Origin of the sequence: Shewanella sp. ECSMB14102 (assembly GCF_000813075.1) — a bacterium.
GTDB lineage: Bacteria > Pseudomonadota > Gammaproteobacteria > Enterobacterales > Shewanellaceae > Shewanella > Shewanella indica.
This window is the reverse complement of sequence record NZ_JWGX01000029.1, coordinates 16,255-39,101: the sequence shown is the minus strand read 5'-3', so window position 1 is coordinate 39,101 and position 22,847 is coordinate 16,255. Positions and strand designations below refer to the sequence as shown.

General features: G+C 57.5%; 24 protein-coding genes and 1 pseudogene. All 25 read right to left on the bottom strand.

Annotated features, from left to right (window positions below; translation table 11 throughout):
* Positions 1-16: 16 nt before the first annotated feature.
* Positions 17-1,249, bottom strand: a complete 1,233-nt coding sequence (locus RC73_RS10995) for a beta-ketoacyl-ACP synthase (RefSeq protein WP_039034685.1) — start codon at positions 1,247-1,249, stop codon at positions 17-19.
* On the bottom strand, positions 1,246-1,971 hold the full coding sequence (locus RC73_RS10990; protein ID WP_039034684.1) for a 3-ketoacyl-ACP reductase FabG2: 726 nt from the start codon (positions 1,969-1,971) through the stop codon (positions 1,246-1,248). Before RC73_RS10990 ends, RC73_RS10995 begins: the two co-directional genes overlap by 4 nt.
* Positions 1,968-2,459 (bottom strand): ApeP family dehydratase, encoded by a 492-nt coding sequence (locus RC73_RS10985; RefSeq protein ID WP_039034683.1) that lies wholly within the window; start codon positions 2,457-2,459, stop codon positions 1,968-1,970. Before RC73_RS10985 ends, RC73_RS10990 begins: the two co-directional genes overlap by 4 nt.
* Positions 2,456-3,646, bottom strand: a complete 1,191-nt coding sequence (locus tag RC73_RS10980) for a beta-ketoacyl-[acyl-carrier-protein] synthase family protein (protein WP_039034682.1) — start codon at positions 3,644-3,646, stop codon at positions 2,456-2,458. Before RC73_RS10980 ends, RC73_RS10985 begins: the two co-directional genes overlap by 4 nt.
* Positions 3,647-3,677: 31 nt before the next feature.
* Entirely contained in the window at positions 3,678-4,361 is a 684-nt protein-coding gene (locus RC73_RS10975) for a DUF3261 domain-containing protein (RefSeq protein ID WP_039034681.1), read from the bottom strand.
* Positions 4,358-5,614: an NAD(P)/FAD-dependent oxidoreductase gene (locus RC73_RS10970; RefSeq protein WP_039034680.1), complete on the bottom strand. Its 1,257-nt coding sequence runs from the start codon at positions 5,612-5,614 to the stop codon at positions 4,358-4,360. Before RC73_RS10970 ends, RC73_RS10975 begins: the two co-directional genes overlap by 4 nt.
* Positions 5,611-7,968 (bottom strand): MMPL family transporter, encoded by a 2,358-nt coding sequence (locus RC73_RS10965; RefSeq protein ID WP_039034679.1) that lies wholly within the window; start codon positions 7,966-7,968, stop codon positions 5,611-5,613. Before RC73_RS10965 ends, RC73_RS10970 begins: the two co-directional genes overlap by 4 nt.
* A complete protein-coding gene (locus RC73_RS10960) occupies positions 7,968-8,819 on the bottom strand; it encodes a LolA family protein (protein WP_052248143.1) in 852 nt (283 codons plus the stop codon). The genes RC73_RS10965 and RC73_RS10960 overlap by 1 nt, the downstream gene beginning before the upstream one ends.
* Positions 8,816-9,253 (bottom strand): acyl-CoA thioesterase, encoded by a 438-nt coding sequence (locus RC73_RS10955; protein WP_039034678.1) that lies wholly within the window; start codon positions 9,251-9,253, stop codon positions 8,816-8,818. Before RC73_RS10955 ends, RC73_RS10960 begins: the two co-directional genes overlap by 4 nt.
* The gene (locus RC73_RS10950) at positions 9,250-10,803 is read right to left on the bottom strand and encodes an HAL/PAL/TAL family ammonia-lyase (RefSeq protein ID WP_039034677.1); all 1,554 of its coding nucleotides are present in this window, start codon (positions 10,801-10,803) and stop codon (positions 9,250-9,252) included. The genes RC73_RS10955 and RC73_RS10950 overlap by 4 nt, the downstream gene beginning before the upstream one ends.
* The gene (locus tag RC73_RS10945; RefSeq protein WP_052248142.1) at positions 10,800-12,512 is read right to left on the bottom strand and encodes a glycosyltransferase family 2 protein; all 1,713 of its coding nucleotides are present in this window, start codon (positions 12,510-12,512) and stop codon (positions 10,800-10,802) included. The genes RC73_RS10950 and RC73_RS10945 overlap by 4 nt, the downstream gene beginning before the upstream one ends.
* Positions 12,509-12,871 carry an ApeI family dehydratase gene (locus RC73_RS10940; protein WP_039034676.1) on the bottom strand — a complete coding sequence of 121 codons (363 nt, stop codon included), beginning with the start codon at positions 12,869-12,871 and terminating at the stop codon, positions 12,509-12,511. The genes RC73_RS10945 and RC73_RS10940 overlap by 4 nt, the downstream gene beginning before the upstream one ends.
* Positions 12,864-14,234 (bottom strand): AMP-binding protein, encoded by a 1,371-nt coding sequence (locus RC73_RS10935; RefSeq protein ID WP_039034675.1) that lies wholly within the window; start codon positions 14,232-14,234, stop codon positions 12,864-12,866. The genes RC73_RS10940 and RC73_RS10935 overlap by 8 nt, the downstream gene beginning before the upstream one ends.
* Before the next feature lie 10 nt (positions 14,235-14,244).
* Complete coding sequence (locus tag RC73_RS10930; RefSeq protein WP_039034674.1) at positions 14,245-14,793, bottom strand: hypothetical protein; 549 nt, start codon at positions 14,791-14,793, stop codon at positions 14,245-14,247.
* Positions 14,793-15,041 (bottom strand): acyl carrier protein, encoded by a 249-nt coding sequence (locus RC73_RS10925; protein ID WP_039034673.1) that lies wholly within the window; start codon positions 15,039-15,041, stop codon positions 14,793-14,795. Before RC73_RS10925 ends, RC73_RS10930 begins: the two co-directional genes overlap by 1 nt.
* A gap of 9 nt (positions 15,042-15,050) precedes the next feature.
* Positions 15,051-15,305 (bottom strand): phosphopantetheine-binding protein, encoded by a 255-nt coding sequence (locus tag RC73_RS10920; RefSeq protein ID WP_025010130.1) that lies wholly within the window; start codon positions 15,303-15,305, stop codon positions 15,051-15,053.
* Complete coding sequence (locus RC73_RS10915; RefSeq protein ID WP_082014301.1) at positions 15,292-16,089, bottom strand: lysophospholipid acyltransferase family protein; 798 nt, start codon at positions 16,087-16,089, stop codon at positions 15,292-15,294. The genes RC73_RS10920 and RC73_RS10915 overlap by 14 nt, the downstream gene beginning before the upstream one ends.
* Positions 16,086-16,814, bottom strand: coding sequence for a beta-ketoacyl synthase chain length factor (locus RC73_RS10910; protein ID WP_039034671.1), 729 nt, complete (start codon positions 16,812-16,814; stop codon positions 16,086-16,088). Before RC73_RS10910 ends, RC73_RS10915 begins: the two co-directional genes overlap by 4 nt.
* A 244-nt stretch (positions 16,815-17,058) precedes the next feature.
* Entirely contained in the window at positions 17,059-17,925 is an 867-nt protein-coding gene (locus RC73_RS10905; RefSeq protein ID WP_039034670.1) for a DUF3014 domain-containing protein, read from the bottom strand.
* 188 nt (positions 17,926-18,113) lie between these two features.
* The gene (recG, locus tag RC73_RS10900; protein ID WP_039034669.1) at positions 18,114-20,189 is read right to left on the bottom strand and encodes an ATP-dependent DNA helicase RecG; all 2,076 of its coding nucleotides are present in this window, start codon (positions 20,187-20,189) and stop codon (positions 18,114-18,116) included.
* 172 nt (positions 20,190-20,361) lie between these two features.
* A complete protein-coding gene (locus RC73_RS10895) occupies positions 20,362-20,601 on the bottom strand; it encodes a YrhK family protein (protein WP_039034668.1) in 240 nt (79 codons plus the stop codon).
* Between the two features lie 176 nt (positions 20,602-20,777).
* Positions 20,778-21,383: a hypothetical protein gene (locus RC73_RS10890; protein WP_039034667.1), complete on the bottom strand. Its 606-nt coding sequence runs from the start codon at positions 21,381-21,383 to the stop codon at positions 20,778-20,780.
* Positions 21,384-21,428: 45 nt separating this feature from the next.
* Positions 21,429-21,563 carry a hypothetical protein gene (locus RC73_RS21385; RefSeq protein ID WP_267959654.1) on the bottom strand — a complete coding sequence of 45 codons (135 nt, stop codon included), beginning with the start codon at positions 21,561-21,563 and terminating at the stop codon, positions 21,429-21,431.
* A 67-nt stretch (positions 21,564-21,630) separates the two neighbouring features.
* A pseudogene (locus tag RC73_RS21475) lies at positions 21,631-21,747 on the bottom strand (nuclear transport factor 2 family protein); the annotation flags it as partial.
* Positions 21,748-21,843: 96 nt separating this feature from the next.
* Positions 21,844-22,311, bottom strand: coding sequence for a hypothetical protein (locus tag RC73_RS10880; protein WP_039034666.1), 468 nt, complete (start codon positions 22,309-22,311; stop codon positions 21,844-21,846).
* Positions 22,312-22,847: the final 536 nt, after the last annotated feature.

Genomic DNA, 22,847 nt, shown 5'->3' with positions numbered 1-22,847 from the left:
CTTTCTATGGCTAAGCTCAGTCCTGCCAGCGGCGGAAGATCAACGAAGTATTGATGCCACCAAAGGCAAAGTTATTGCTCATCACCAAGTCGGTATCCAGTGCCCGGCCTTCGGCGCGAATATAATCCAGTTCGGCGCAGTCCTCGGCAATATTCTCCAGGTTGATGGTGGGTGCAAACCAGCCGTCACGCATCATCATAATGCTCCACCAGGCCTCCAGCGCGCCGCAAGCGCCCAGGGTATGGCCGGTATAGCTCTTCAGCGATGAAATCGGCATCTGTTCGCCAAATACTGCGGCGGTAGCCCGGCTCTCGGCGGTATCGCCGCGGTCGGTGGCCGTACCGTGGGCGTTGACATAGCCTATCTGCTGCGGCGCTATCTTGGCGTCTTTGAGCGCCAGTCGAATCGCCTTTTCCATGGTGTCGGCGTTCGGTTGCGTCACATGCAGGCCGTCTGAGTTGGTACCGAAACCCAGTACCTCGGCGTAGATGCGCGCGCCTCTGGCCTTGGCATGCTCCAGCTCTTCGAGCACCAGGGTGCAGGCGCCTTCGCCTATCACCAGGCCGTCCCGGTCGCGATCGAAAGGCCTGGGGGTCAACTCGGGAGTGTCGTTGCGGGTACTGGTGGCAAACAGGGTGTCGAAAACAACAGCTTCTGTGGGGCAGAGTTCTTCGCCGCCCCCGGCCAGCATCAAATCCTGCTGGCCATACTTGATGGCTTCATAGGCATAACCTATGCCCTGGCTGCCGGACGTACAGGCGCTGCTGGTGGTTATCACCCGCCCCTTGAGGCCGAAAAATACCCCGACATTGACCGCCGTGGTATGGGCCATCATGCGGATATAACTGGTGGCGGTAACGCCGCTCATATCGCCGTGTTTGAGCATGTCGCCAAAGGCGGTGATGGGTTCTGTACTGCCGGTGGAAGAACCGTAGGCTATGCCCATGGCACCTGAGGCTATCAGAGGATCATGCAACAGGCCGGCATCCTCCAGCGCCATTTCACTGGCGCGGGTGGCCATCAGAGACACCCGCCCCATGGAGCGGATCTTCTTGCGCGAATAGTGCGCCGGAGTGCTGAAGTCGCTGACCGGCGCCGCCAGACGGGTATGCAGGCCGTCGAACCTGTCCCATTCATCTATGCGAACCACGGCATTTTGGCCTGCCTGCAGCTTGGCTTTGACGCTGTCCCAATCCTGGCCCAGGGCAGAAATGCCGCCCATGCCGGTAATCACCACCCTGCGGCTCATAGCATGCCTCCGTTGACCGAGATCACCTGGCGGGTGATGTAACCGGCTTCGTCAGACATCAGGAAGTTGGCCAGGGCCGCTATCTCTTCAGGCTGGCCCATGCGCCGCAACGGCACCAGTTGCTGTACCAGTTCGGGGCTGAAGGTATCAACCATTTCGGTTTCGATGATCCCGGGAGCGATGCAGTTGACCGTGATCTTGCGTTTGGCCAGCTCCAATGCCAGCGCCTTGGTGGCGCCTATGATACCGGCCTTGGAGGCGCTGTAGTTCACCTGGCCACGGTTACCGGCCAAACCGGAAACCGAAGACAGTGTAATGATGCGGCCGCCCTTGCGCCGTTGGATCATCGGCATCAGCGCCGGATGGATCACATTGTAGAAACCATCGAGATTGGTGTGGATGACGCCATCCCATTCGGCCTCTGTCATCGCCGGGAAAGCCGTATCGCGGGCGATACCGGCATTGAGAACCAGGCCGTGATAGGCACCGTTGGCTTCGATGTCGGCCTCAATGACTTGGCGGCAGGTCTGGCGCTCGGCAACATCAAACTGCAGCAGGCTGACCTTGACGCCCAAGGCTTGGATTTCGGCGGCGCTGGCCTCGGCGGCCGCTCGATTGGCATGAAAGTGCAGGGCGATATCAAAGCCGGATTGCGCCAGACGCAGGGCGATAGCCTTGCCTATGCCGCGGCTGGAACCTGTGACCAAAACTCTCTTTGTCATGCGGAATCTCCCTGCATCGCCTCCAGACTACCGGCAATATAGGCCTGGGTGTCCTGGGGCTGAAAAACGTTTACATTGGCGCTGGCGATCTCTGTTTCGCCATCAAAGATGCGGCAGTCGAACACTGCCAGTCCCGTGTCTTCCTGATAGAGGCGCTGCACCTGAGTCAGGTATTCGCGTCCGGGCAGGAATCCCGGGGTATGCATGCTGAGCTTACGGCTGCCCAGCAAAAAACCGACCCGGATAATATCACCGCGGGCCTCGGCTTCCACTCCGGCCAGTGCCGCTATGCTCTGGGCCATATATTCTATGCCGACATAATTGGGCACCAGAGCCCGGGCGTCATCGAAATAGGGGCTCTGCTCACTAATCTTCACCTTGGTCAGCAGCCTGTCTTGGCTGTGCTCGACCACGGCGTCTATCAGTATCATGGGCGCCCTGTGGGGCAGAAAATCGGCGATATCACGCTCGGTTAAAGGCTGGGTCATTCCGGGGCTCCACGGCTGAAGATCAGGCTGGCATTGCTGCCGCCAAAGGCGAAGGAGTTACTCATCAGGTGATTCAATGCGTGGCGACTGCCCTGTTTGACCAGCGGCAGTGCGGGATCCTTGCCATCCTGCTCACAGTCCCACAGATGCGGCGGCAGTTGCCCATCAGGGTTGAGGGGCGAGAGCAGCAGCCAGCAGAATACCGCTTCCAATGCCCCGGCGGCGCCCAGTGCGTGGCCGGTCAAGGGTTTGGTGGAACTGCAAGGCGGCAGTGCTTCGGCAAATACCGAGTGCATGGCGCGGCTTTCCATGGCGTCATTCTTGGGGGTGGCAGTGCCGTGCAGATTGACATAGTCGATGTCATCAGGCGTCAGCCCCGCCTGCTTGAGTGCCATCTCCATGGCAGCAATCGCACCGCTGCCCTCGGGATGGGGCGCCGAGATATGGTGGGCATCGGCCGACTCGCCGACACCGGACAGCAGCACCTGGCCGCTTCCTCTCTCCAGGGTAAACAGCGCCGCGCCTTCACCTATGTTGATGCCGTCGCGGTTGGCGCTGAAAGGATTGCAATGCCCCTTGGAGACAGACTCAAGTGCATCGAAGCCGTTGAGGGTCAATTGGCACAGGCTGTCGACCCCGCCGACTATCACCATGTCGCACAGTCCGGCATGCAACAGCCGTTTACCGGCGGCAAACACCTTGGCGCTGGAAGAGCAAGCCGTCGACAGTGTGTAACAGGGGCCGCTCAGCTTGAACCAGGCTTGCAGGAAGCGACTGGTGCCCCCCAGCTCCTGCTGAAAATAGTGGTAATCAGAGGGGAAATGACCGTGGCGATTGCGGTACTCCAGTGCTTCTTCACCCTTGGAGATCCCCGAGGTGCTGGTGCCTATGACAACCGCGATGCGCTCCTTGCCATATTTGGCCTTGGCGGCTTCCACCGCCGGGGTGATTTGCAGCGCGGCGCACAGCAACAGGGCGTTGTTACGACAGTCATAGTCGGCAAACTCGGCGGGAATGGCCGGTAATTCGCTGTCCACTACCCCGACTATGGCCGGCCGTTCAAACAACAGGTTGTCGCGGCTGACCATGCCGCGGCTGTCACCGGCGAGCAAGGCGTTAAGCACCTCGTCGGCCCGGTTGCCGAGAGGGGTACAAAAACCCGCATGATTTATGGCTGTAGTTGTCATATCTCTGTTTTGGGATCCGGCCCTGTATCCATTACAGGGGCTTAATGTTCAGTTTTAAATCGGCCTGCGGCATATTCAAGGTCACTTCCGCATGCCAGATGTCGGGGCTGGAGTAACTTATCCGCATCAGCTCGCGATTGTCATTGCTCAGCAATACCCGGCACAGGACGGCGGCGCAATCTTCCAGTTTCACCCTGGCGCCATCCAGATAAGCGTTCAGCTTTTCCTCCGGCCAATAGATGAGTTGCAGCAAGGCCAGCAGATATTCTGCTTTAAACTCATTGCCGAGCAGTACACTCTGCTCGCTGGTCAGTGTATGTCCATCGTAGATCAAGGTAAACAGTGCTTGGCCCAGAGGTGCCAGCCCCACCACAGTCATCTGCTGCGGCTGCAGTTCCAGTTGGCTGATAAGCTCATGGCTCTGCTCCCCTCGTTGCAGGCGCACCTGCTGGCTGAGACTGAGCGTTTGCTCCAAAGTTTGAGTTTGAACCGAGTCACTGCCCTGGGGCTCATCTGGTTGCTTTGCGTCTTTGGCAGCCTTGGTATCAGAGGTTTGTCCCTTGGGCGCGGCCTGGTTCAGCGGCAGCGGCGCCAGACAATAACTGACATCCTTTGCCAGGGCAACGCAGGTTTGGCGATACAATAGCTGGCTGCAGCCACTCAGGCCAACCAGCACAGTGGCAAGCAGCAGCAAGCGGGTAACAGCGGCTGTCATAAGGCTTCCTCGACAGCGTCGCGGCAGAGGTTCACCACCAGATCCAATCTGCGCCGGGATTCACTGACAAAGGGGTTGTTGCTGTCCCAGGCGTAGCCCGCCAGGATAGAGCAGATCATCTGTTTTATTTTCGGGTTGGCGTCTTCAAAGAAGATCACCTCCTGGAATCTGCCGTCATACCAGGCTTCCACATAGGTGCGGAAGGTGTTGACCCCCAGCATCAAGGGCTCGGCATAATCCTGCTGCCAGTCTACCGCTTCCCCCTTGAGCTGGCGTACCAGACAGTTGCAGGCCAGACTGGCCGAGTGCATGGCTATGGTCACCCCGGAGGAGAATACCGGGTCGAGAAACTCACCGGCATTGCCCAGCAGGGCAAACTTGTCGCTGGCCAGGGTGCTGACATTGGCCGAATAGCCCTTCAAGCTGGCGCAGTCGCGGATCACTCTGGCGTCTTTAAGCAGCGCCTCCAGCCCTGGCTCTTCATTGACTATGGTGCGCAATTGCTGCTCCAGGCTGCCTTCGAGTCTTGCCAGCAGGTGCGGTTCGGCCACCACCCCCAGCGAACAGGTGCCGTTACTGAAGGGGATCAACCAATACCAGATATCCTTGTTGCGCGGATGCACGCTGATAAGGATCTTGTTGCGGTCAAACTCCGGGTCGCTGATATTGTCCTCAATATGGGTAAAGATGGCCGAGCGGGCCGGCAGGCTGGAGGGGCATTCCAGCTGCAGCAATCTTGGCAGTACCCGGCCAAAGCCACTGGCATCCAGCAGATATTTGGCCTGCACTGAATAGACTCGTCCATTTTCGTCTGCCACTGTCAGCCGTGGCTCTGCGCTGAGATCCACCGCGGTGACCGTCTGGCCATAACGTATCTCTACCCCTTGGGTACTGGCGGTATCGGCCAGCAGTTTGTCGAACTGGCCTCGGGGAACCTGAAAGGTGGTGCCGGGGCCCGGGGTAAACTTGTCACTGAAATCAAAGGTGGTGTAGCGGCCGTTGCGCCGAAAGGCGGCGCCGTTTTTAAACTGAAACCCGGCCTCGGCCACGGCTTCTGTCATCCCAGCCTGCTCCAGCACTGTCATGCAGCAGGGCAACAGGCTCTCTCCGATGGAAAAGCGTGGAAATTGGGCCCGCTCCAGCACCAGGGCATCTACTCCTTGTTGTTTCAGCAGACTGGCCGCGACCGAGCCGGATGGCCCGGCACCGATAATTACCACATCGACTTGTTCCACGGCATTGGCAGTGTTCACTTTGCATTCCTTGTAAGAGTTGAGGTTAGGGGAGCGAGTAACAGGGTAAAACCTATGCCCAGCGCCAGGGTTATACCAAAGGCGGCAATGGCATAGGTGTCACTCAAAGCCAGCAGGCCAAAGGCCAGCAGGGTGGAGGCGGCAGACATCAGCACCGCCAACATCACGCCTCTGGGATGCTGTTTGGCTTCGGCAAAAAACAGGCTGTAGTCCACGCCTATGCCGAACACCAACACCAGTGCCAGGGCATGAAACAGGGTCAAGCCGCTGCCGAGCCAGCCAAGGGCGCCCAGAGTCAGAATTGCCGCCAGAGTCGGCACCAGCGCCACCCAAAGGCCGCGGCGCAAACCAAAGCGCCAGCTGAAAATCACCGCCGCCAACAGCAGTGCCAGCGCCAGCATCAGCAGGGTCAACTGACGGTATTTGGCCATCAGCGCCGAGATATCGGCGACCTTGTCGACCAACTGTACGCCCGGGTTGCTGCTTGCCAACTGCTTGAGGGCGTCGAGATCGTGGATGCCACCGAGCAGCACTATGGCGGCGTGAGCCGTTATTCCGTCAGTGGGGGCGAGGTAGAGGTCACTCAGCCCTGAGGATTTAGCCCCTTCACTGGCGAGCCAGTCTGTGGCCGAGAGCGGCTGGAATTCGGCCCATTGCCTCGAGAGCGGCCCGGCCAGCTCGGCATTCAGCCCCAGGGTGTCCAAAACTGTATCTGTCTGGCGATAGATAAGCCCCTGCAGCTGATGATCTTGCTGCTGGCGTTTGATGCTCGGCAAGTAGCGGGCGATATTGACGCTGTTGCCGAGTTTGCCTTTCGCAATCAAACGCTTGAGCCCGGGCGCCAGCTGTTCGAGACGCTGCAGCATCTCCTCGGCGCTGTCACCCCGAACCAGCAGGAACTGATTGTCCGTGCCGCCACTCAGCAGTTGCCTGAGGGCATTTTCCGGCTCGCTGACCGCTGGTGGGCTGCTCTGCAGCGCCCGGATATCATCGTTGGTCTTGAGGTCAATGCCGCCAAACAGCAGCAGTAACCCCAATGGCACTAGGATTAACAGACTGCTGCGCCGACCGAGAATTTGCCAGAGATTCAGCAAGCGGCCAGCCAGCGCCAGGCGGCTGTCTCCGGCAAGCAAGGGGCTGGCGGCTATAGCCGGATACGCCAGCAGCAGTGTCAGCCAGGTGAAAATCAGCCCGCTGGCACAGAACACGGCCACCTGTTGCATGCCGGGGAAAGGCGCCAAGCCTATGCCCAGGTAGGCGCCGATACTGGTGATCAAGGCCAGGGTCACGGCCGGGAATATCAGGCCAATAACCTGCCTGGGAGAAGCCTTGGGATGTTGCAAGCGCTCGCAGTAGAAGTGAAAGCTGTAGTCGATGGCGATTCCGATAAGGCTGGTGCCGAACACCAGGGTCAGCAGATGCAGTTCGCCAAACAGTGTCAGGGTCGTGACTGTCGCCGCCAGAAATCCACTGCCCAGGGTGAGCAGTGCCACCGTCAGCGGCATCAAGGAGCGAAACGCCAGCAGCACCAGCAGGATCACTCCAAGCAGGGAGACTAATCCGATACGGTTGATCTCGCTCTTGGCCGATTCTGTGGCGGCCGCAGCATGAAACAGGGCGCCGGCCTTGAGCACTCGAATATCTTGCGGCAGAGGCGCCAAGGCCTGCTCCAGCGCCTTGAGCTGGGTTGCCTGTTGCTGCGGGTTAAAGGCGCTGCCTATGCCCTCGGCCATCACTATGGCTGCATACTGGCCTTGCGGCGTTGGTGCCAACATTATGCCATCTGCCTGGATGAGACTGCGGCCCTCGGCCAGCGACTTGAGCCAGTCGGGGAACAGCAACAGCGGATCTTCGGCAATCAGGTCGCTGCCGGCGGCGCCAAAGGCGCTATAGAGCTGTTGCTGCGCGTTTTGAATCAGAGTGGTTAATTCACCGCTAGCGAGTTGCTGCCTCTGGCTGTCACTGAGCAGCCCCATGCGATAGGGGAAATAGAAACGCCCCAGGGCGCTGAAGCTGTCGGCCTCGGCGCTGCGCACTCTCTTAAAGGCGTTTTGCTCCTTTTTCAGCGCATTTTGCAGCTGTTTGCCGGCGTTGATCGCCTGAGGCTTATCATTGGCAATCAGGCCGATATACAGCTGATTGCCCAGTTTCTGCTCCATGCGTTTCAGCGCCGCTTCGGCGAGCGGATCTTCCTGCACCTTGGGCAGCATGGCGAGAATGTCGCTCTGAATACGGCCGCCCTGTTGCCACTGCCAGACGCCAAGCAGAATGAGCAGTGTCAGCAGCCCCAGCCACAACAGTAGGCCAACCGGCGCCGAGAGCCTGGGACGAGTGGGTTCAGGGCGAGGCGACATCAGGGGGTCACCTCGGGAAAGAAGCGAGCGCGCTCGCTGTCATTGAGTGGTGATTTGTCCAGTTCAGAGAAGAATATCTGGCTGATATCGCCGTTCTTGGCCAGCAGGGTCAGAGATTCGAGATCCTGATTGCCTTCGAGCACCATTTGCGGCAGCTGAGCCGCCATTGTCTGCTCCTTGGCCTTGAGTCCCAGTTGCCAATGACCCGCTTGGTCATTGAGCAGATAGAGTTCAAACCCCTGGCTCAATGCCTGAATATCACCGGAGAGCAGTGATTGCATCATGCGCGGCAGCATTTCAGCCACGGCCGCCGGGCCGGCATCGGCCTTGGTGACACTGAGTTTGCCCTGGCTGTCCTGCTGGATAAGCTCGCCCTGTTTCAGCAGCAAGAGGTTGTCGAAGGGAGTCTGCTGTTGCCAGAGCATGCCCAGCTCTCGTTGAAACAGAAATTCGCCGCTGCTGCGAAGTGGCTGTTTCAGCACCCTGAGCCAGCGCACCTGCTCAAACTGGCCTCGGCTGCTGTCGCTGAGGGCCATCTTAGTGCTTAACTGTTGCAGAGCCTGCTCTGTGGCCGCCTTGGCAAAGAGTTTGTCGAATGCTTGCGCCTCCGGCCTGACTCTTCCCTTGGCTTCGGTGGCCAACACTGCCACCGGCTCTGTCTGAGTGTTATCAGCCGCCACTTTTCCCAGTGCCATAGTGGCCGGCGCCACTTCTCCCAATGCCATAGTGGCTGGCGCCACTTCTCCTAAAGCCATGTTGCTGCAAGCGGCGCCAAACCAAACCAGTCCCAGCAGCCCAAGCAGTAGGGCGGGCTGCCGAGTGAGCCGAAAGCCGAAAGCTGAGGGTTTCATGACTTGGCCTCGGCGGCCGCGATAAAGGGCGCCAGGCGCTCACGGAACACCGGCGGGGTCACCAAGCACAGTTCCTGGGTCTGCATATCCACTGCGGCCTGTATGGTGTAGCCCTTGGTGAGGCGCTCACCAAGGGCGGCGTCGCAAATTTGGTAGTTGATCTTCAGCCGATTTTCCCACTCAACCAGGGCGGCACTCACCCGGATCTTCTGCTCGAAACGGCTGGGTTTGACGTATTTCAGCTGCAGATCCACTATCGGCCAGGCGTAACCCGACTCCTGCATTCGGCGGTAGCCGTAGTCGAACCTGTCCAGCAGCTTGCAGCGGGCTATCTCAAAATAACGCAGATAGTTGCCGTGCCAGGTAATGCCCATGGAATCGACATCGTGGAAGGGGATCTCCAGCTCTATTTCAGTGCTGAGGATGGCTTTCATCGGCACACCTCCCACTCCCCGGCTTGGATCTTGGCCAGGGTTTGCCGCAACAAGGCTTCCAGCGGCCTGTCTTCAATCAAGAGTTCAAAGTCGGCTTCCAGCTGCGCCAAAGTGGTGGCCACTGACTCGGTCAGCGACTCACGTTCCAGTTCACCGGCGAGCAGGCGCAGGCGGATCCCCTGACTCATGGCCAGCAGTGCGGCAGCGGCCACCTGCTCGGTCAGTTCCAATACCCGCAGGGCGTCACGGGCGGCAATGGTGCCCATGCTGACTTTGTCCTGGTTGTGGCACTCGGTAGAGCGCGAGAACACGCTGGCGGGCATAGTGTGTTTCAGCGCCTCGGCGGTCCAGGCCGAGCAACCTATCTGCACTGCCTTGAAACCGTGGTTGATGGGGCTGCGCTCGCCCTGGCTGGCCGACAGGTTGGCAGGCAGGCCGTTGTTGAATTTGGGATCCATCACCAGAGCCATCTGCCTGTCCAGCAGATCCGCCAAATTGGCCACCGCATTCTTGAGGCTGTCCATGGCAAAGGCGATATGGCCGCCATAGAAGTGGCCGCCGTGGAGAATATGTTCCCCCTCGCCGTCCACTATCGGGTTGTCGTTGGCACTGTTGAGTTCGGTCTCGATAAACTGGCGCATAAAGGGTAGGGCATCGGCCAAGACCCCGATAATGTGCGGCGCGCAGCGAATCGAATATCTGTCCTGCAGTCGGTCAGAGTTGCGTGGGTGCTCGTGGTGGTTGAGGTCTTCACGGATCCAGGCCGCGACCTGGTTCTGCCCCGGGTGCGGCTTGGCGGCAAACAGTATCTCGTCGAAATGGTTGGAGTTGCCCTTGAGTGTCAGCGAGGCCATAGCGGTAATGCGGGCGCACAGGCGGCTCAGGTACTCGGCCCTGTCATAGGCCAGACAAGCCAGCGCCGTCATCACGGCGGTGCCGTTCATCAGTGCCAGGCCCTCTTTGGGCCTGAGCTTGAGGGCGCTGATCCCAAGTTCGGCATAGACCTCGCTGGTGGCGCGGCGCTGTCCTTGATAGAAGACCTCCCGTTCGCCAACCAGTACGGCGGCCAGATATGACAGTGGCGTGAGATCGCCGCTGGCACCCACAGAGCCTTCCTCCGGGATCACCGGCACTATGTTGAGGTTCAGCAGCAGGGCTATGCGCTCCAGCAGCTCATAGCTGACACCGGACTTACCCACGGCCAGTGAGTTGAGGCGGCAGGCCATCACGGCTCTGGCCTGGGGGATCTCCAGCACCTTGCCCATGCCGCAGCCATGAAAGCGCGACAGATGCAGCGGCAACTCGTGTGCCAGATCCGGGCCGACATTGACGGTACAGGAATCGCCATAGCCTGTGGTGACCCCATAGACCACGCCTTCTTCATGGAGCAGGCTGTCGATAAAGTGGGCGCCGCGCTGGATATAGTCACGGTACTCTGCACTGGCGTTGAGGGTTACCGGCGCCCCTTTGGCGATGGCAACCACCTGCTCCAGTGTCAGTGATGTTTGGCCGAAGCCGACCGTCTTGGTGGCCTTAACTGTTGCGCTCATGAATTGTCCTTGGGGCGGTCAGCAACTTGGTCCTGCCGCCAAAAATCGAAAAAGTTAAACCACTGCAGTGGTGCCTTGCGGGCAAAATGTTCCAGTCGCTGGGCATAGAGGCCTGCTGCCTGTTGCAGCCGCTGCTGCCGCTCGGATCTCGGGCCTTTGAGGCTCTGCTCGAAGGGCTCTAACCAGACCTTATAGCCCTGCTGCTCCCGCAGGCAGAACATGGTGTAGATGGGGCAGTCCAGCAGACCGGCCAGAATAAAGGGGCCCTGGGGGAAGGGCGCCATCTCGCCGAGGAACGGCACTTTCACCGTGCGACCCGGGCTATGGCTGGAGGTGCGATCGGCGGCAATCACCACCAATTCACCGGCCTCGACCTTGCTTTGCAACAACATGGAGGTGGCCGGGTTGAGTTCGGTGACCTGAAGTAAGTTGAGTTCACTGTCCGGGTTCAGCTGTTTGAGCACCCGGTTGAAGTTTTCGGCATTGCGGGTCATCACCATCACATTGACCTTCACCTTGCGCTGGTGAATGGAGATGGCGCGGCACAGCTCGATATTGCCAAGGTGAGACACCAGCAACACGGCTCCCTGGCCACTTTGTAACTGCTCGGCCAACTGCTGACGGTCGCTGAACTCCACCTGTTGCAAACGAATGCGATCGCACCAGGCATCGATGCGATCCAGTGCGGCATTGCCGAAGGCGAAGAAGTGGCGCAGGCTGTCGCGCCAAGTCACCGGCTGACCGAGACTCGGGTGCTGTGGCTCCAGTGCCTGAACCCGCTTTAAAAACGCTTGTGATGCCTCGCGGGCCTGTCGCCCCGTGATAAAGAAATAACAGATCACCGGGTACATTATTGCCCGCGCCAGCCAGTGGCCGCCGAAACGATAGCTCTCGGCCAGCAGCTTGATACCCCAGTAGCTGCCCCGCTCCTTGATGTTGGACCAATGAGCGCCTTGGGGGTTGTCTTGTGCCGCTTGGGTTGGCCCCAGTTTCTGCCCCTTGAGCTTGCGCCACAGCATGGAGAAAAACAGCCTGCTGTGCAGCTTGCTGATCCGCACATTGTCGGCCAGCCCCTGAAAATGGCTGCTGCCGTCTTCCGGGTAGATCACCTTGGTGGGGATATGCTCTATGGCAACACCGCGCCAGTAGAGACGCACCATGACTTCGATATCAAAGTCCATCCGCTCGCCGAGGGCTTCGCTGCTAAGCAGGGCCTCGGTGGCCGCCAGTGGATAGACTCGAAAGCCGCACATGGAATCGCGGATATCCAGGCTCAGGGTCTCGACCCAGACCCAAAAATGGGTCAGGTAACGGCCGTAGAGCCGACCCTTGGGCACGGAATCATCATATTGCGGCAGGCCGGAGATCAGCGCCTTGGGGTTGAGCTGCGCCCTGGCGATTAGCGCCGGAATATCTTCCAGATTATGTTGGCCGTCGGCGTCCACCTGTAGGCCATGGGAAAAACCCGCGGCCCAGGCGGCGCGCAGGCCTGTCATCACGGCGGCGCCCTTGCCGCGGTTGTAAGGGTGATGCAGCAGGCTGACCCAGTCGCTGTGCTGTTCGGCCAACTGTTGCAACAGATATCGGGTCTCATCGTCGCTGCCGTCGTTGATCAAAAAGCAGGGCAGCCCCAGCGGTTTGAGGGCTTCCAGCGTCGCAGCGATATGGCCCCTGTGGTTGTAATTGGGGATGATCAGCGCCAGCTTCATTGCTTGGCCTCTGTCTTGAAGGCGATACGACCCGAGCCGAACTTCTGTTCGCCGTCGCTGTAGCTGAAGCTCAGTTTACCCTTGGCGGGGTTATTGCTGATGCTGAGGGTGACTTGCATATTCGGCAACAGCAGTTGCTGAAACTTGAGCACCTCGAGTACCGCGACTTCGGCATCATAGCCGAATGCCTGGCTGCCGAGACGCACGGCCCAGTCCAGTTGAGTTACGCCGGGCAATACCGGCTGGCCGGGAAAGTGGCCGGCAAACATAGGCAGCTCGGCCGCAATGCTCAGGCGCCAACTGGCTTCATTGTCCTGATGCCGGTGTTGAACAATGGGCGGAAGAACAGACTTAATCATGATCAAACAGCTCGAGAATATCGTTTTTGAGCAACTTGCCCTGGGCATTGAGTGGCAGCTGCTGTGGATAGCGCCAGCGCCTTGGCAGAGTTACACGTTCAAATTGGCTCAGCAGATGGGCCTTAAGGGCGTTGTTGATGCTGAGTTTGCCCTCGGCTTCGAGCTGTGCCTTACCGGCGGCGGAAAGCTCTACCGCCGCGCCCAGTTGCACTCTGGGGTTTTCCAGCAGCACCAGATGCGATTGGGTCACCCAGGGATGGGCGTTGAGCAAGGTTTCCATCTGCACCAGAGACAAGCGCTTTTCCTCTATCTTGACGATGCGGTCCAAGCGGCCTTCGAGGCAGAACTGGCCTTCGCCCAGCAGCCGAACCTTGTCTTCACAGCGGTATTGGCCGTCGTCTTCGAGATAGGGGGAGCGCAGCAGCAAAGCGCCGTCGCTGTCATTGCTCAGCTCCATGGGGGTAAAGGCCTGCCAGGGGGTATCGCTGCTCTGTTGGCGCCGATAACCTATGCCGCCGGTTTCCGTGCTGCCGTAGACCTCGATTGGCAGGCTACCGTAGCAGCGCTTGACCCCTTGGGCGGCTTCCAGGCTCAGGGGCCCGCCGGAGCTGAAGATCAGGCTGGGAGTGTGCAGCTGGCGTTCATGCTCCAGCGCATCCGGCAGCCTCGACAGCTGCGCCGGGCTGCTGATCAGGCACAGGTTGGGAAACAGGGCGGTGTAATAACTCAGGGTTTCCGGGTATTCCACCAGATCGCTGAGGAAGGGGCGACTGGCCGCCAGTGGCCAGAGAATCTTAAACAGCAAACCATAGATATGCTGGTGGCTGACAGTGGCAATCACACTGCACTGTGGCAGGTGAGCGGCGAAGGTCTGTTCCAGCACACTGACTTCGGCATCCAGTTGCTGCAGACGCTTGCGAACCGCCTTGGGGTGGCCGCTGGAGCCTGAGGTGAACAGCAGCAGTTCGCCGAACTCATCTTCCTCGGCCATCTGCGGCCAGGGCGAGTGGGGCAGTGACAGCTCTTTTTTCAGCTCGAGCCAGATCTTGCCCTCACACAGGGGGCGGTCTGACACTATGGCATCAAACTCCTGGGTCAGTTCGCTCAGAGTCCCCGGCTGAGTGTTGGCCGGCAGTATGATCTGCTTGCCCGACAACAGGGCGGCGCAGAGGCCAACGGCGAACAGATCGCTGCTGTCGCAGGCCAATAGCCAACGTTTTTCCGGCCGGGCTTGCAGGCGCTGATGCAGATGATAGACCTGGGTGGCGAACAGTGAACCCGTGACTATGTCATGGTGGTTAAAACTGATCAGTTGTTGCCCTGCTGGGCCTTGGGTAAGCCAGGTTTTCAATAACTCTGTCATAACTGTCCCTTTATGATCGCTTCAGACAAAAGTGGCGATAGAGCCATTCTCCGCCACCGAGCAGCCCCATCAGCAGATAGGCTATCAGGCCGTTGTACAGGGTCCAGGTCTCCAGGCTGGTAAACAGCGCCGTATAAGCCGCCATGCCGCCGTTGAAGACAAACAGACCACACCAGAGTTGTGTGACCCTTACCAGGTAGGGCTTGGCTTCCTCGGGCAGATCCGGCTCGGCCAACCTGGCCAGACGTTCCACCATGCTGGGACCTTTAAGCAGCGAAGAGGCAAACAGCACCAGCATGCAGGCATTGACCAGCATAGGGTAGTACAGCAGCCAGTCCTGACGCTTGGCGAGCAGGCTGCCAAGCGCCAGCAGTAACCCCAGAACGACAGGGGCGGCCAGCGCCTTGAGCTTTTGCTTCCCCAGCAGCAACCTGGCGCCGAGCAAGGCCGCCAGCAAGAGTGCCAGGCCATTGCCCGGCAGATAGTTCAGTCCCAGATATACCGCCAGGGGATATCCCAGCAGCAACAGGGCCGTGACTGTCTGAGCCAGGGCACGCATCAGTCTTTAACCAGTCCCTCGATGGCGTTAACCACGTCGTTGACCGTCCGTACCGACTTGAATTCATCCGGCTGGATCTTTTTGCCGGTCAGCTGTTGCAGTTTGATCACCAGATCCACCGCATCAATGCTGTCCAGATCCAGCTCTTCATAGAGGGAAGCCTCAGGGGTTATCGTCTCGGCATCCACTTCAAACTCATCGACCAGGATCTTGCTCAGCATTTCCAATATCTGTTCACGGCTTTGCATGAGCACCTCCTACGCGCGCTGGGATTCGATAAACGCGGCAAGGCTGGCCACACTGTAAAAGTGAGCCTTGGTTGCCTCTGAGTTGGCTTCTATCTTGACGTCGAACTGCTTCTTGATCGCCAAGCCCAGCTCAAGTGCATCGATGGAATCCAGTCCCAACCCCTCACCGAACAGCGGTGCTTCGGTATCTATATCGTCGATACTGATATCCTCAAGATCGAGGCAATCTATGATTAGCTGTTTAATTTCGTTATGTAAGCTCATAATTTATATCTAATTGTTGTTTGTAATAGGTTTCCAGATCTCTGGTGAGTTGGCGTGCCATCCGGGCATCGCCACCGCTTTCGGCATCATACCTCAGATGCGCTATGCTTGCCCCGGTTTCCACTTGCATCTGTATGGTGCGTCTCGGGATTTCATACCAGGGATCCTGTTTGGTGAGCCCGGGATGAACCACCCTGAGTACCACTGGCAGAATATCGGCCCCGGCGCGCAGGGCGATATTGGCTGACCCGCGGGCAAAGGGGTTGATCGCCGCACCTTTTACCGTGCGGGTGCCCTCGGGAAAGATGATCAGATTAGTGCCTCTGGCCAACACTTCGCGGCAGTCCTGTAGCAGCAGCTCGGCGCCGCGATTGGGAATATAGCCGGCGGCGGAGACGACTCCGCGCAGAAAGGGGTTGCGCCAAAGTCCCTGTTTTACTATGCAGCCGGCGTTGGGCATCAGGCTGATTAACACCACCACATCTATGAGGGTGGGGTGATTGGCAATCACCACCATGCCCTTGGCCTGCTGTAATCGCTGCAGATTGACTGTGCTGACCCTGACCACGCCGGCCCAGGTCAGCATATGCACAAAGCCACGGAACATGTAGTGCACCGCTTTTTGTACTCTTTGAATGCGCACATCGCGCTCGCCGGGCCAGAATCTCAGCACAGGTAAAATGGTCAAGGAGCTCAGCAGGCCGCCGAGGCCGAAGGCGATATAACAGCTGATACCCGCAAGCCAACGGGGAAAATAGCCGATGCCGGTCGCCGGGGTTGTCATAGCGGCTCCCGGGAAGGTTCCAGCTGCCAATACCACTGGGCCAGCTGCCCCTGAATTGCCGTGCCGTTTGCCAGTGCCTGCAGCAGGGCGCCGAAGCCCAGCGACTGCCCGGCGCCGGTCTGCTGGCTCAGGGTAACTCGGGCTATGCCGGTAACATCGGCCGGGGCCAGTTGCAGAGACAAGGCCAGCGGCAGTTCCATCTCTTGGGTAAATTCATCATAGACGGGCGGCACAGGATCATCGCCGAACACCAATAGCAGAGGGCTGGGGTCCTCGGCCAACTGGGCCCAGGCTTCCAACATGGCTTGGGAGAGGGTATCTGTGCCCGCCGCCACTGAAGTGGAAGCGCCAGTATTACCCGTGACTATGCCAAACAGACCGCTGGCGGTGTTGTGAACCGATTGGCTGAAACCCATGGGAGAGAGTGGCTGCCTGGCAATAATATCCTGCAGCAGTTCTATGGTGCGATTGAGTTCGCCATGGCGCGAGGCAAATACGCTGCGGCATTGGCTGGGAGCTTCGGCCTGGAAAGCGGCTTCCAGCATCATCTTGCTCAGGCGGCTGAAACGGCGCCGCTGCATGGCGGCAACCTGAGGTAACTTGGGGGCGAGGCGATCGCTGTCATCAAGGGCGCAGTTGCTGCTCTGCCACTGTTGCCAATCTTGCTGCTGTTGATACTCCGGAGACCAGGCTCCCCAGGAGAGAATACTGAACGCTAGTTGCACTGCTTTGCCTCTGACACAGATCTTTGTTGCTATCCCTTACGGGTCGTGAGGGAGTGAATCTGTCGGGTCGGAATGCGACCGCCGTACCGATTGCCTTTCCCCTCTGAAACACCGGTACAAAGGGCTGTATTCTACACTGAAAGTACGGGTTTTAAGAAGGGGTTTAGGTTACAGCTAAAGATCAGTTACAACTTTTCACTAACAAGGGAATCGCCCGGCGACTGCCGGGTGATTCAAATGCTGCTCAGTTGTTCAACTGGCTTTGCAGTCGCCGCAGTGCCGTTTTGATTTTGCGAGTGTTGTCGGGCCCCATACGTACCAGCATTTTCTGCGCGTTGGGCAGGGCTTCCAGCTTGGGATCGACAAACTTGTAGTTCACACTGATGGCATACAGCTCGATAGGATCTTCTATTACAGGGGTAGCCAACAGCACCTTGATGGCTTGTTGCATCCGCTCATCGAATTTGAGGTTGGGATAACCCAGCTCATCGAATGCCTGCTCCAGCAGCGGCGACAATTGACGATAGGTGTTGAGCAGCTGCTCGTCGTTGAGCCCGGTGAGGAAGTCAGCGTAAAGGTCGTATCTGTGGTAGCTATCCGGATCCAGATAAGTCTTGTTGGCAATTTCAGATACAGTGAAGGTGTCGCTCGGGCCTTTCATCGGACTGGTTTTACGAGCCAGTTCACCTTGGGCCAGATTATCGACAAACACCACGAACTGGCGTACCAGATCTTGTTCAACCAGCAGTGGCTCTATCTTCATACCATCGGCCATGGCCACGGCCTTTTCATGAACATACTCATCACTTTCGGCCAGTGAAGGCAGGGGTTGTTCCGGCTCGACTTCGGGCTGAACCACTTCAGGTTCAGGCTCGGGCATGGTTTCAGGTTCAGGCACCTGAACCTGGGTTGGCAGCGGTTCGCTGGGGGCGGGTTCAGGGAGTTCAACCTGGGTGGGTTCTGCTGTTTGCTGCGGCTCTTGTTCGCCGCTGAAATAGTAGTAGGCTCCTCCTGCAATCAGCAATACCAACACTAGCAGGATGATAACAATGCCACTGTTGCCAGAGGACTTTTCCTGCGGCGCGATTCTATCTTCTTGATTGACTTGCATTGGATTTCCTTTCATTGATACCTGTGAGGCAGCGCTTCTCCCATTCTGCAAATATTGGCCATCTTGTCCAGCTTTCGGCCATTTAGCAGCAAGATTTATTTGTGAAATATTGCCAGTAGAGCAGATCCTGTGGTGGCTGACTTGAACCCCGGCTGAACTCTCGGCAATTTTGTGACGTTTTTAGCGCACTAGGCCTGAACATACTGCTGCCGGTCGCCCAGCCAACGCTGAATGATGGCATCGACATTCTCCGGTGCCTGGCTCATCACATGACGGGCCAGTTTCTGGATGTGGGGAATAAGCGCCTGATCCCTGACCAAATCGGCCACCTTCATATCGGCTATACCTGTCTGGCGGGTGCCCAACACTTCACCTGGGCCGCGGATCTCCAGATCTTTTTGGGCAATCACAAAGCCGTCGTTGCTCTGGCGCAATACTCCAAGCCGTTTGGTGGCCGTGTGTGACAACGGCGCCTTGTACAGCAGGACGCAGTGGCTGGCCACGGCGCCGCGACCGACCCGGCCGCGCAACTGGTGCAACTGCGCCAGCCCCAGCCGTTCCGGGTTCTCGATGATCATCAGACTGGCGTTGGGCACATCGACCCCCACTTCAATGACAGTGGTGGCCACCAACAACTTGAGCTCGCCGCGTTTGAAGCTGTCCATGACTTGTTGTTTTTCGGCGCTCTTCATACGGCCATGTACCAGGCCTATGCTCAGCTCCGGCAGGGCGGCACGCAGTTCTTCACAGGTGTCTTCGGCTGCCTGGCATTCGAGCACTTCGGATTCCTCGATAAGGGTGCAGACCCAGTAGGCCTGGCGACCGTCATTGAGCGCCGCCTGACGTACCCTGTCGATCACCTCCTGACGCCGACTGTCACTGATGGCCACAGTGGTGACCGGGGTACGCCCCGGCGGCAACTCGTCAATGATGGAGGTATCCAGGTCTGCATAGGCGGTCATCGCCAGAGTGCGGGGAATAGGGGTCGCCGTCATGATCAACTGGTGGGGATGAAAACCCTGGCTGATGCCTTTCTCTCTCAGCCCCAGGCGCTGATGCACGCCGAATCTGTGTTGCTCATCTATGATGATCAACGCCAGCTTGTGAAACTGTACCTGCTCTTGAAAGATGGCGTGGGTGCCTATCACCATGTGGGCACTGCCGGAGGCGATATCCTCCAGCGACTGAGCCCTGGCCTTGCCCTTGAGCTTACCCGCCAGCCAGCCGACCTTGAGCCCCAATGGCTCCAGCCATTGACTGAAATTAATTGCATGTTGCTCGGCCAACAGCTCAGTGGGCGCCATCATGGCCACCTGATAACCGTTTTCTATCGCCTGCAGCGCCGCCATGGCGGCCACCAGGGTCTTGCCCGAGCCGACATCGCCCTGAACCAGGCGCATCATGGGTTGTGGCTTTTCAATATCACGGCCGATATCTGCCACCACTCGCTGCTGCGCCCCCGTAGGTTTAAAGGGTAAGGCGGCGAGGAAGGGATTGAGCAAAGCGCCGGTGGCGGGCAAAGGCACAGCTTTGTCATGATTACTGCGCTCTCTGAGCTTGAGCATAGACAGGTTATGCGCCAGCAGTTCTTCCTGTACCAAGCGTTGCTGCGCCGGGTGTTGCCCCTGTTCCAAGCGATAGATATCGACATCTGCCGGGGGCCTATGCAGGGTGCGCACCGCCTGGGCCAGACTTTGCTGATTGGGGCGCAGCGCCTCGGGCAGCAACTCTTGCAGTCCATCGTCCTGCAACAGGCTTAGAGCCTGCTCGGTCAATTTCATCCAACTGGCCTGCTTGAGCCCTTCAGTGGTGGGATAGATGGGCGTCAGGGTGTCGTTGAGGTTGGGCGGTTCGTCGCCCTTGAGTATCTTGTAATCCGGATGAATGATCTCGGCCTGGTGGTTACCTCGGCGCACTTCGCCATAGGCTCTAATGGTTAGCCCTTGTTGCATGGCATTGCGCTGGGCGGCAGAGAAATTGAAGAACCTCAGGGTCATGGTGCCGCTGTCATCACGGACATTGCAGATCAACATGCGCTTGCGGCCATTGATGATCTGGCTGGATTGGATTTCGGCTTCTATGGTGCCGTAGCTGCCGGGTGTGAGGCTGGCTATGGGGTAGATGCGGGTTCTGTCTTCATAGCGCAGCGGCAGGTGGAACAGCAGATCCTGTACCGTGTTGATTCCGAGCTTGTGTAGTTTCTCAGCCATTTTAGCGGCTACGCCCTTGAGCTCGGTGATAGCAATAAGATCCAGTCTCTGCAAACCTTTAGCACCGGATTACTGTGAATTTATACATATACTATCAGAGAAATAGCCCTTGGCAATGCGTTGCTTTTATCGGCCGGGTAAAGTGTGGTGCAATGGCGGCAGGGCTTCTGCCTGGGTGGGCGGGTGTATGGCAAAAGCCCTGATATATTTGTGACGGATTAATCTGTCAGTGCCACCAGTTGAGCAGGGTGACCAAGGGCTTTATCAGTAGCTGAACGCTGCCTATTACAAACAGCCAGGCGCCGATAAGGGTGTGAACGTCAGTGAGAAAAAAGAAGCTGCCCAGTAGAAAACAGAGCGCGACTATTAGGTCGCTTAGGGTATTGAACAAGGCGTGTTTGGGAAGAGGGGTGGCGGGGGCTTTGATATCTTGCTCGGCAAAATATCGCTGCTTACTGTCGATCATGGTTCCTTCTTGGTAGTTATGATTTGCCGCGATACCTTAACGCTGCTACCTTCCGAGTGCAAATCTAATTCCCTAATTATTTGTTTTAATGAGAATAAATATATCTACATAACCATAAGATTAAGTTAACAACTTGCATCTTGGATTCGGCAGGCTTGGCAAAAGAGTAGTGTAACTTAACGGCCCAGGCCTGAACCCTGGCTAACGGTTATTTCACCGTTAAAGCCTATCAGTTCGGCGAGTGTTTGTGCGTAGGCTCTGGCTTTGTCTGTGGCCTGCTTTTGAGGTTTGAACAGGCCAAAACCGAGTCGCTCACGCTCAGAAAAACAGAGTACCACGCTGACACTTATGAGCTCTTCGTCAGTCAGGTGTTCAAGCATGTGACTTCTGGATCTTTCGTTATAGGTATTGCGTTGCACCTCTATGCGGCAGAGTTGACTGAGAGGCTTGCTTTTCCCGCCCCGGAAGACGCAGCCTTGTTGCAGATCCAAAGTTACGGGTTTGAGCTGGCGGTAGAGGTTCAGGCCCATGATGATACCGCTGAGCCCCAGCACTATGGCTATGATGGCAGCCGTAAACCAAGTGTCCTGTCTGGCGGGGTCCAAGACGAGTACTCCCAGTATTCCGGCAAGCATCAGCAGTAGTCCCCAAAGCGCGTATTTCAGTTGCGTTTGCCTGCTGCGCCAGATGAGTTTCAACTTGCCCGGCTCAGCCTCGAGCTCTGTCATCAGCATATGCTGCTGATATTGGCAGAGCCTGGCCTGTTGTGGGTTTTTGGTCATAAAATGGTCGCCATGAAATCAGTAGTTTGTCGTAAAACTCAGTGCTCAAGCCAGTAGGCTCGAGTGAGCCGCTATCAGTTGCCAGCCGGTTGCTTTTTGCTGCCAAACCCGGGTAAAGCGAAAACGGTCGTTGGTCGGTGCTTTGGCATAGCTGCCTTGAATATTCACCTCCGCCGACACTATCGCAGTCCCCCTGATGCAGTCGTATCTCTTCGGCCAGGGTGTCTATCCGAGTGATATTGAGCAGGCCTGAGCTATGGGCATGCAGATCCTCTGCTTTGCCGAGCACTTGCCCCAGGTGATTGGTGAATATCAGCTGAGGCGACAACAGTCTATCCAGCAAATTGATATCCGAATTCAACATGGCACTATGCAGTTGGCTTTCCAGTTGTTGAATCTCTGAGATGTGATTCATGGTTATTCCCAAGGCCTGAGGAGTGGCGGCAAAGAGGCAAGAAGGTTAAAAAATACTGACTTTGGCACACTTGCTGCAGTACCAGGAGTTCTGCCATTGGTTCAGTGCCGCGCGGTATTGCTGCATTGACTTTCGCCCTCCTAAGTAGTTTTTCCATAGCCAATCGGCGCTCAGGATCAGAGTAAAACTGGAGGCAAAAAAGCACAGCACTCCAAGCCAAAAACTGCTCCAGTTGCTGCCAGCCTGAAACCCCAGGTAGCCGCCCAATAGTAGCCCGGGGAAAGCCGCCAGAAATAGCACCAAGGGCTGAGGGTCAGATGGCGGCGAGCAGCGCTTGGCCAGTTCGGTTTGCAGTTGGGCGCTACCCTTGAGTTTTTGTTTTCCATGCACTGAGAAGGGTTGGTTGTTCCACACGGGTTTGGCCGAGGCGCTGACTGAAACTTCTGTTGTGCCCTCGGCATGAATGGCTTTGAAGTGTTTGATATTGTCTGAGCCGCAATGTCTGCAATGCATTGATTGTTCTCCTTAACTTGGACTAACCGGATCCCTGATGTTGCTCGTTCAAACAACTGCCTTTGAGTAACAAGTCTGAGCTGAACGCCGAGTCATGGTAAAGCTTTTAGCCTCTGGGTTGAACCCTGAGATGCCACGCTTGCGGTATATTTAAGTGAACCCGCATTAATGGATATAACAGTGAAATTTATTGGGCGTGTTGACCCTAAAAAAGCCAAGTCATTTTAGGGCTGGACAGCGCTTTACTTCCGATATTCGTAGAGCGGAACCGGTTTTTACCTGTTTTGGTAAGCCGACCTTGGTTTCTTAAACCCCTGCGATCGAGGCTATGGGGCTCAGGATACAGGTCTCTGCGTAAGGTAAGTGAGTTGTGTTTGTTTGAGCGCCTTTATCACTAGTGCCTTACTGATTTTTCCAAAGAGAAAAACATCCAACAACCGAGTAACTTACTCTCCGAAAAACTAACCTCAAGTTGTGAGCCCCTGCATAGTTAAATTGATTAACCTGAGTAGAATCCGCGCGCCAAAAACATATGC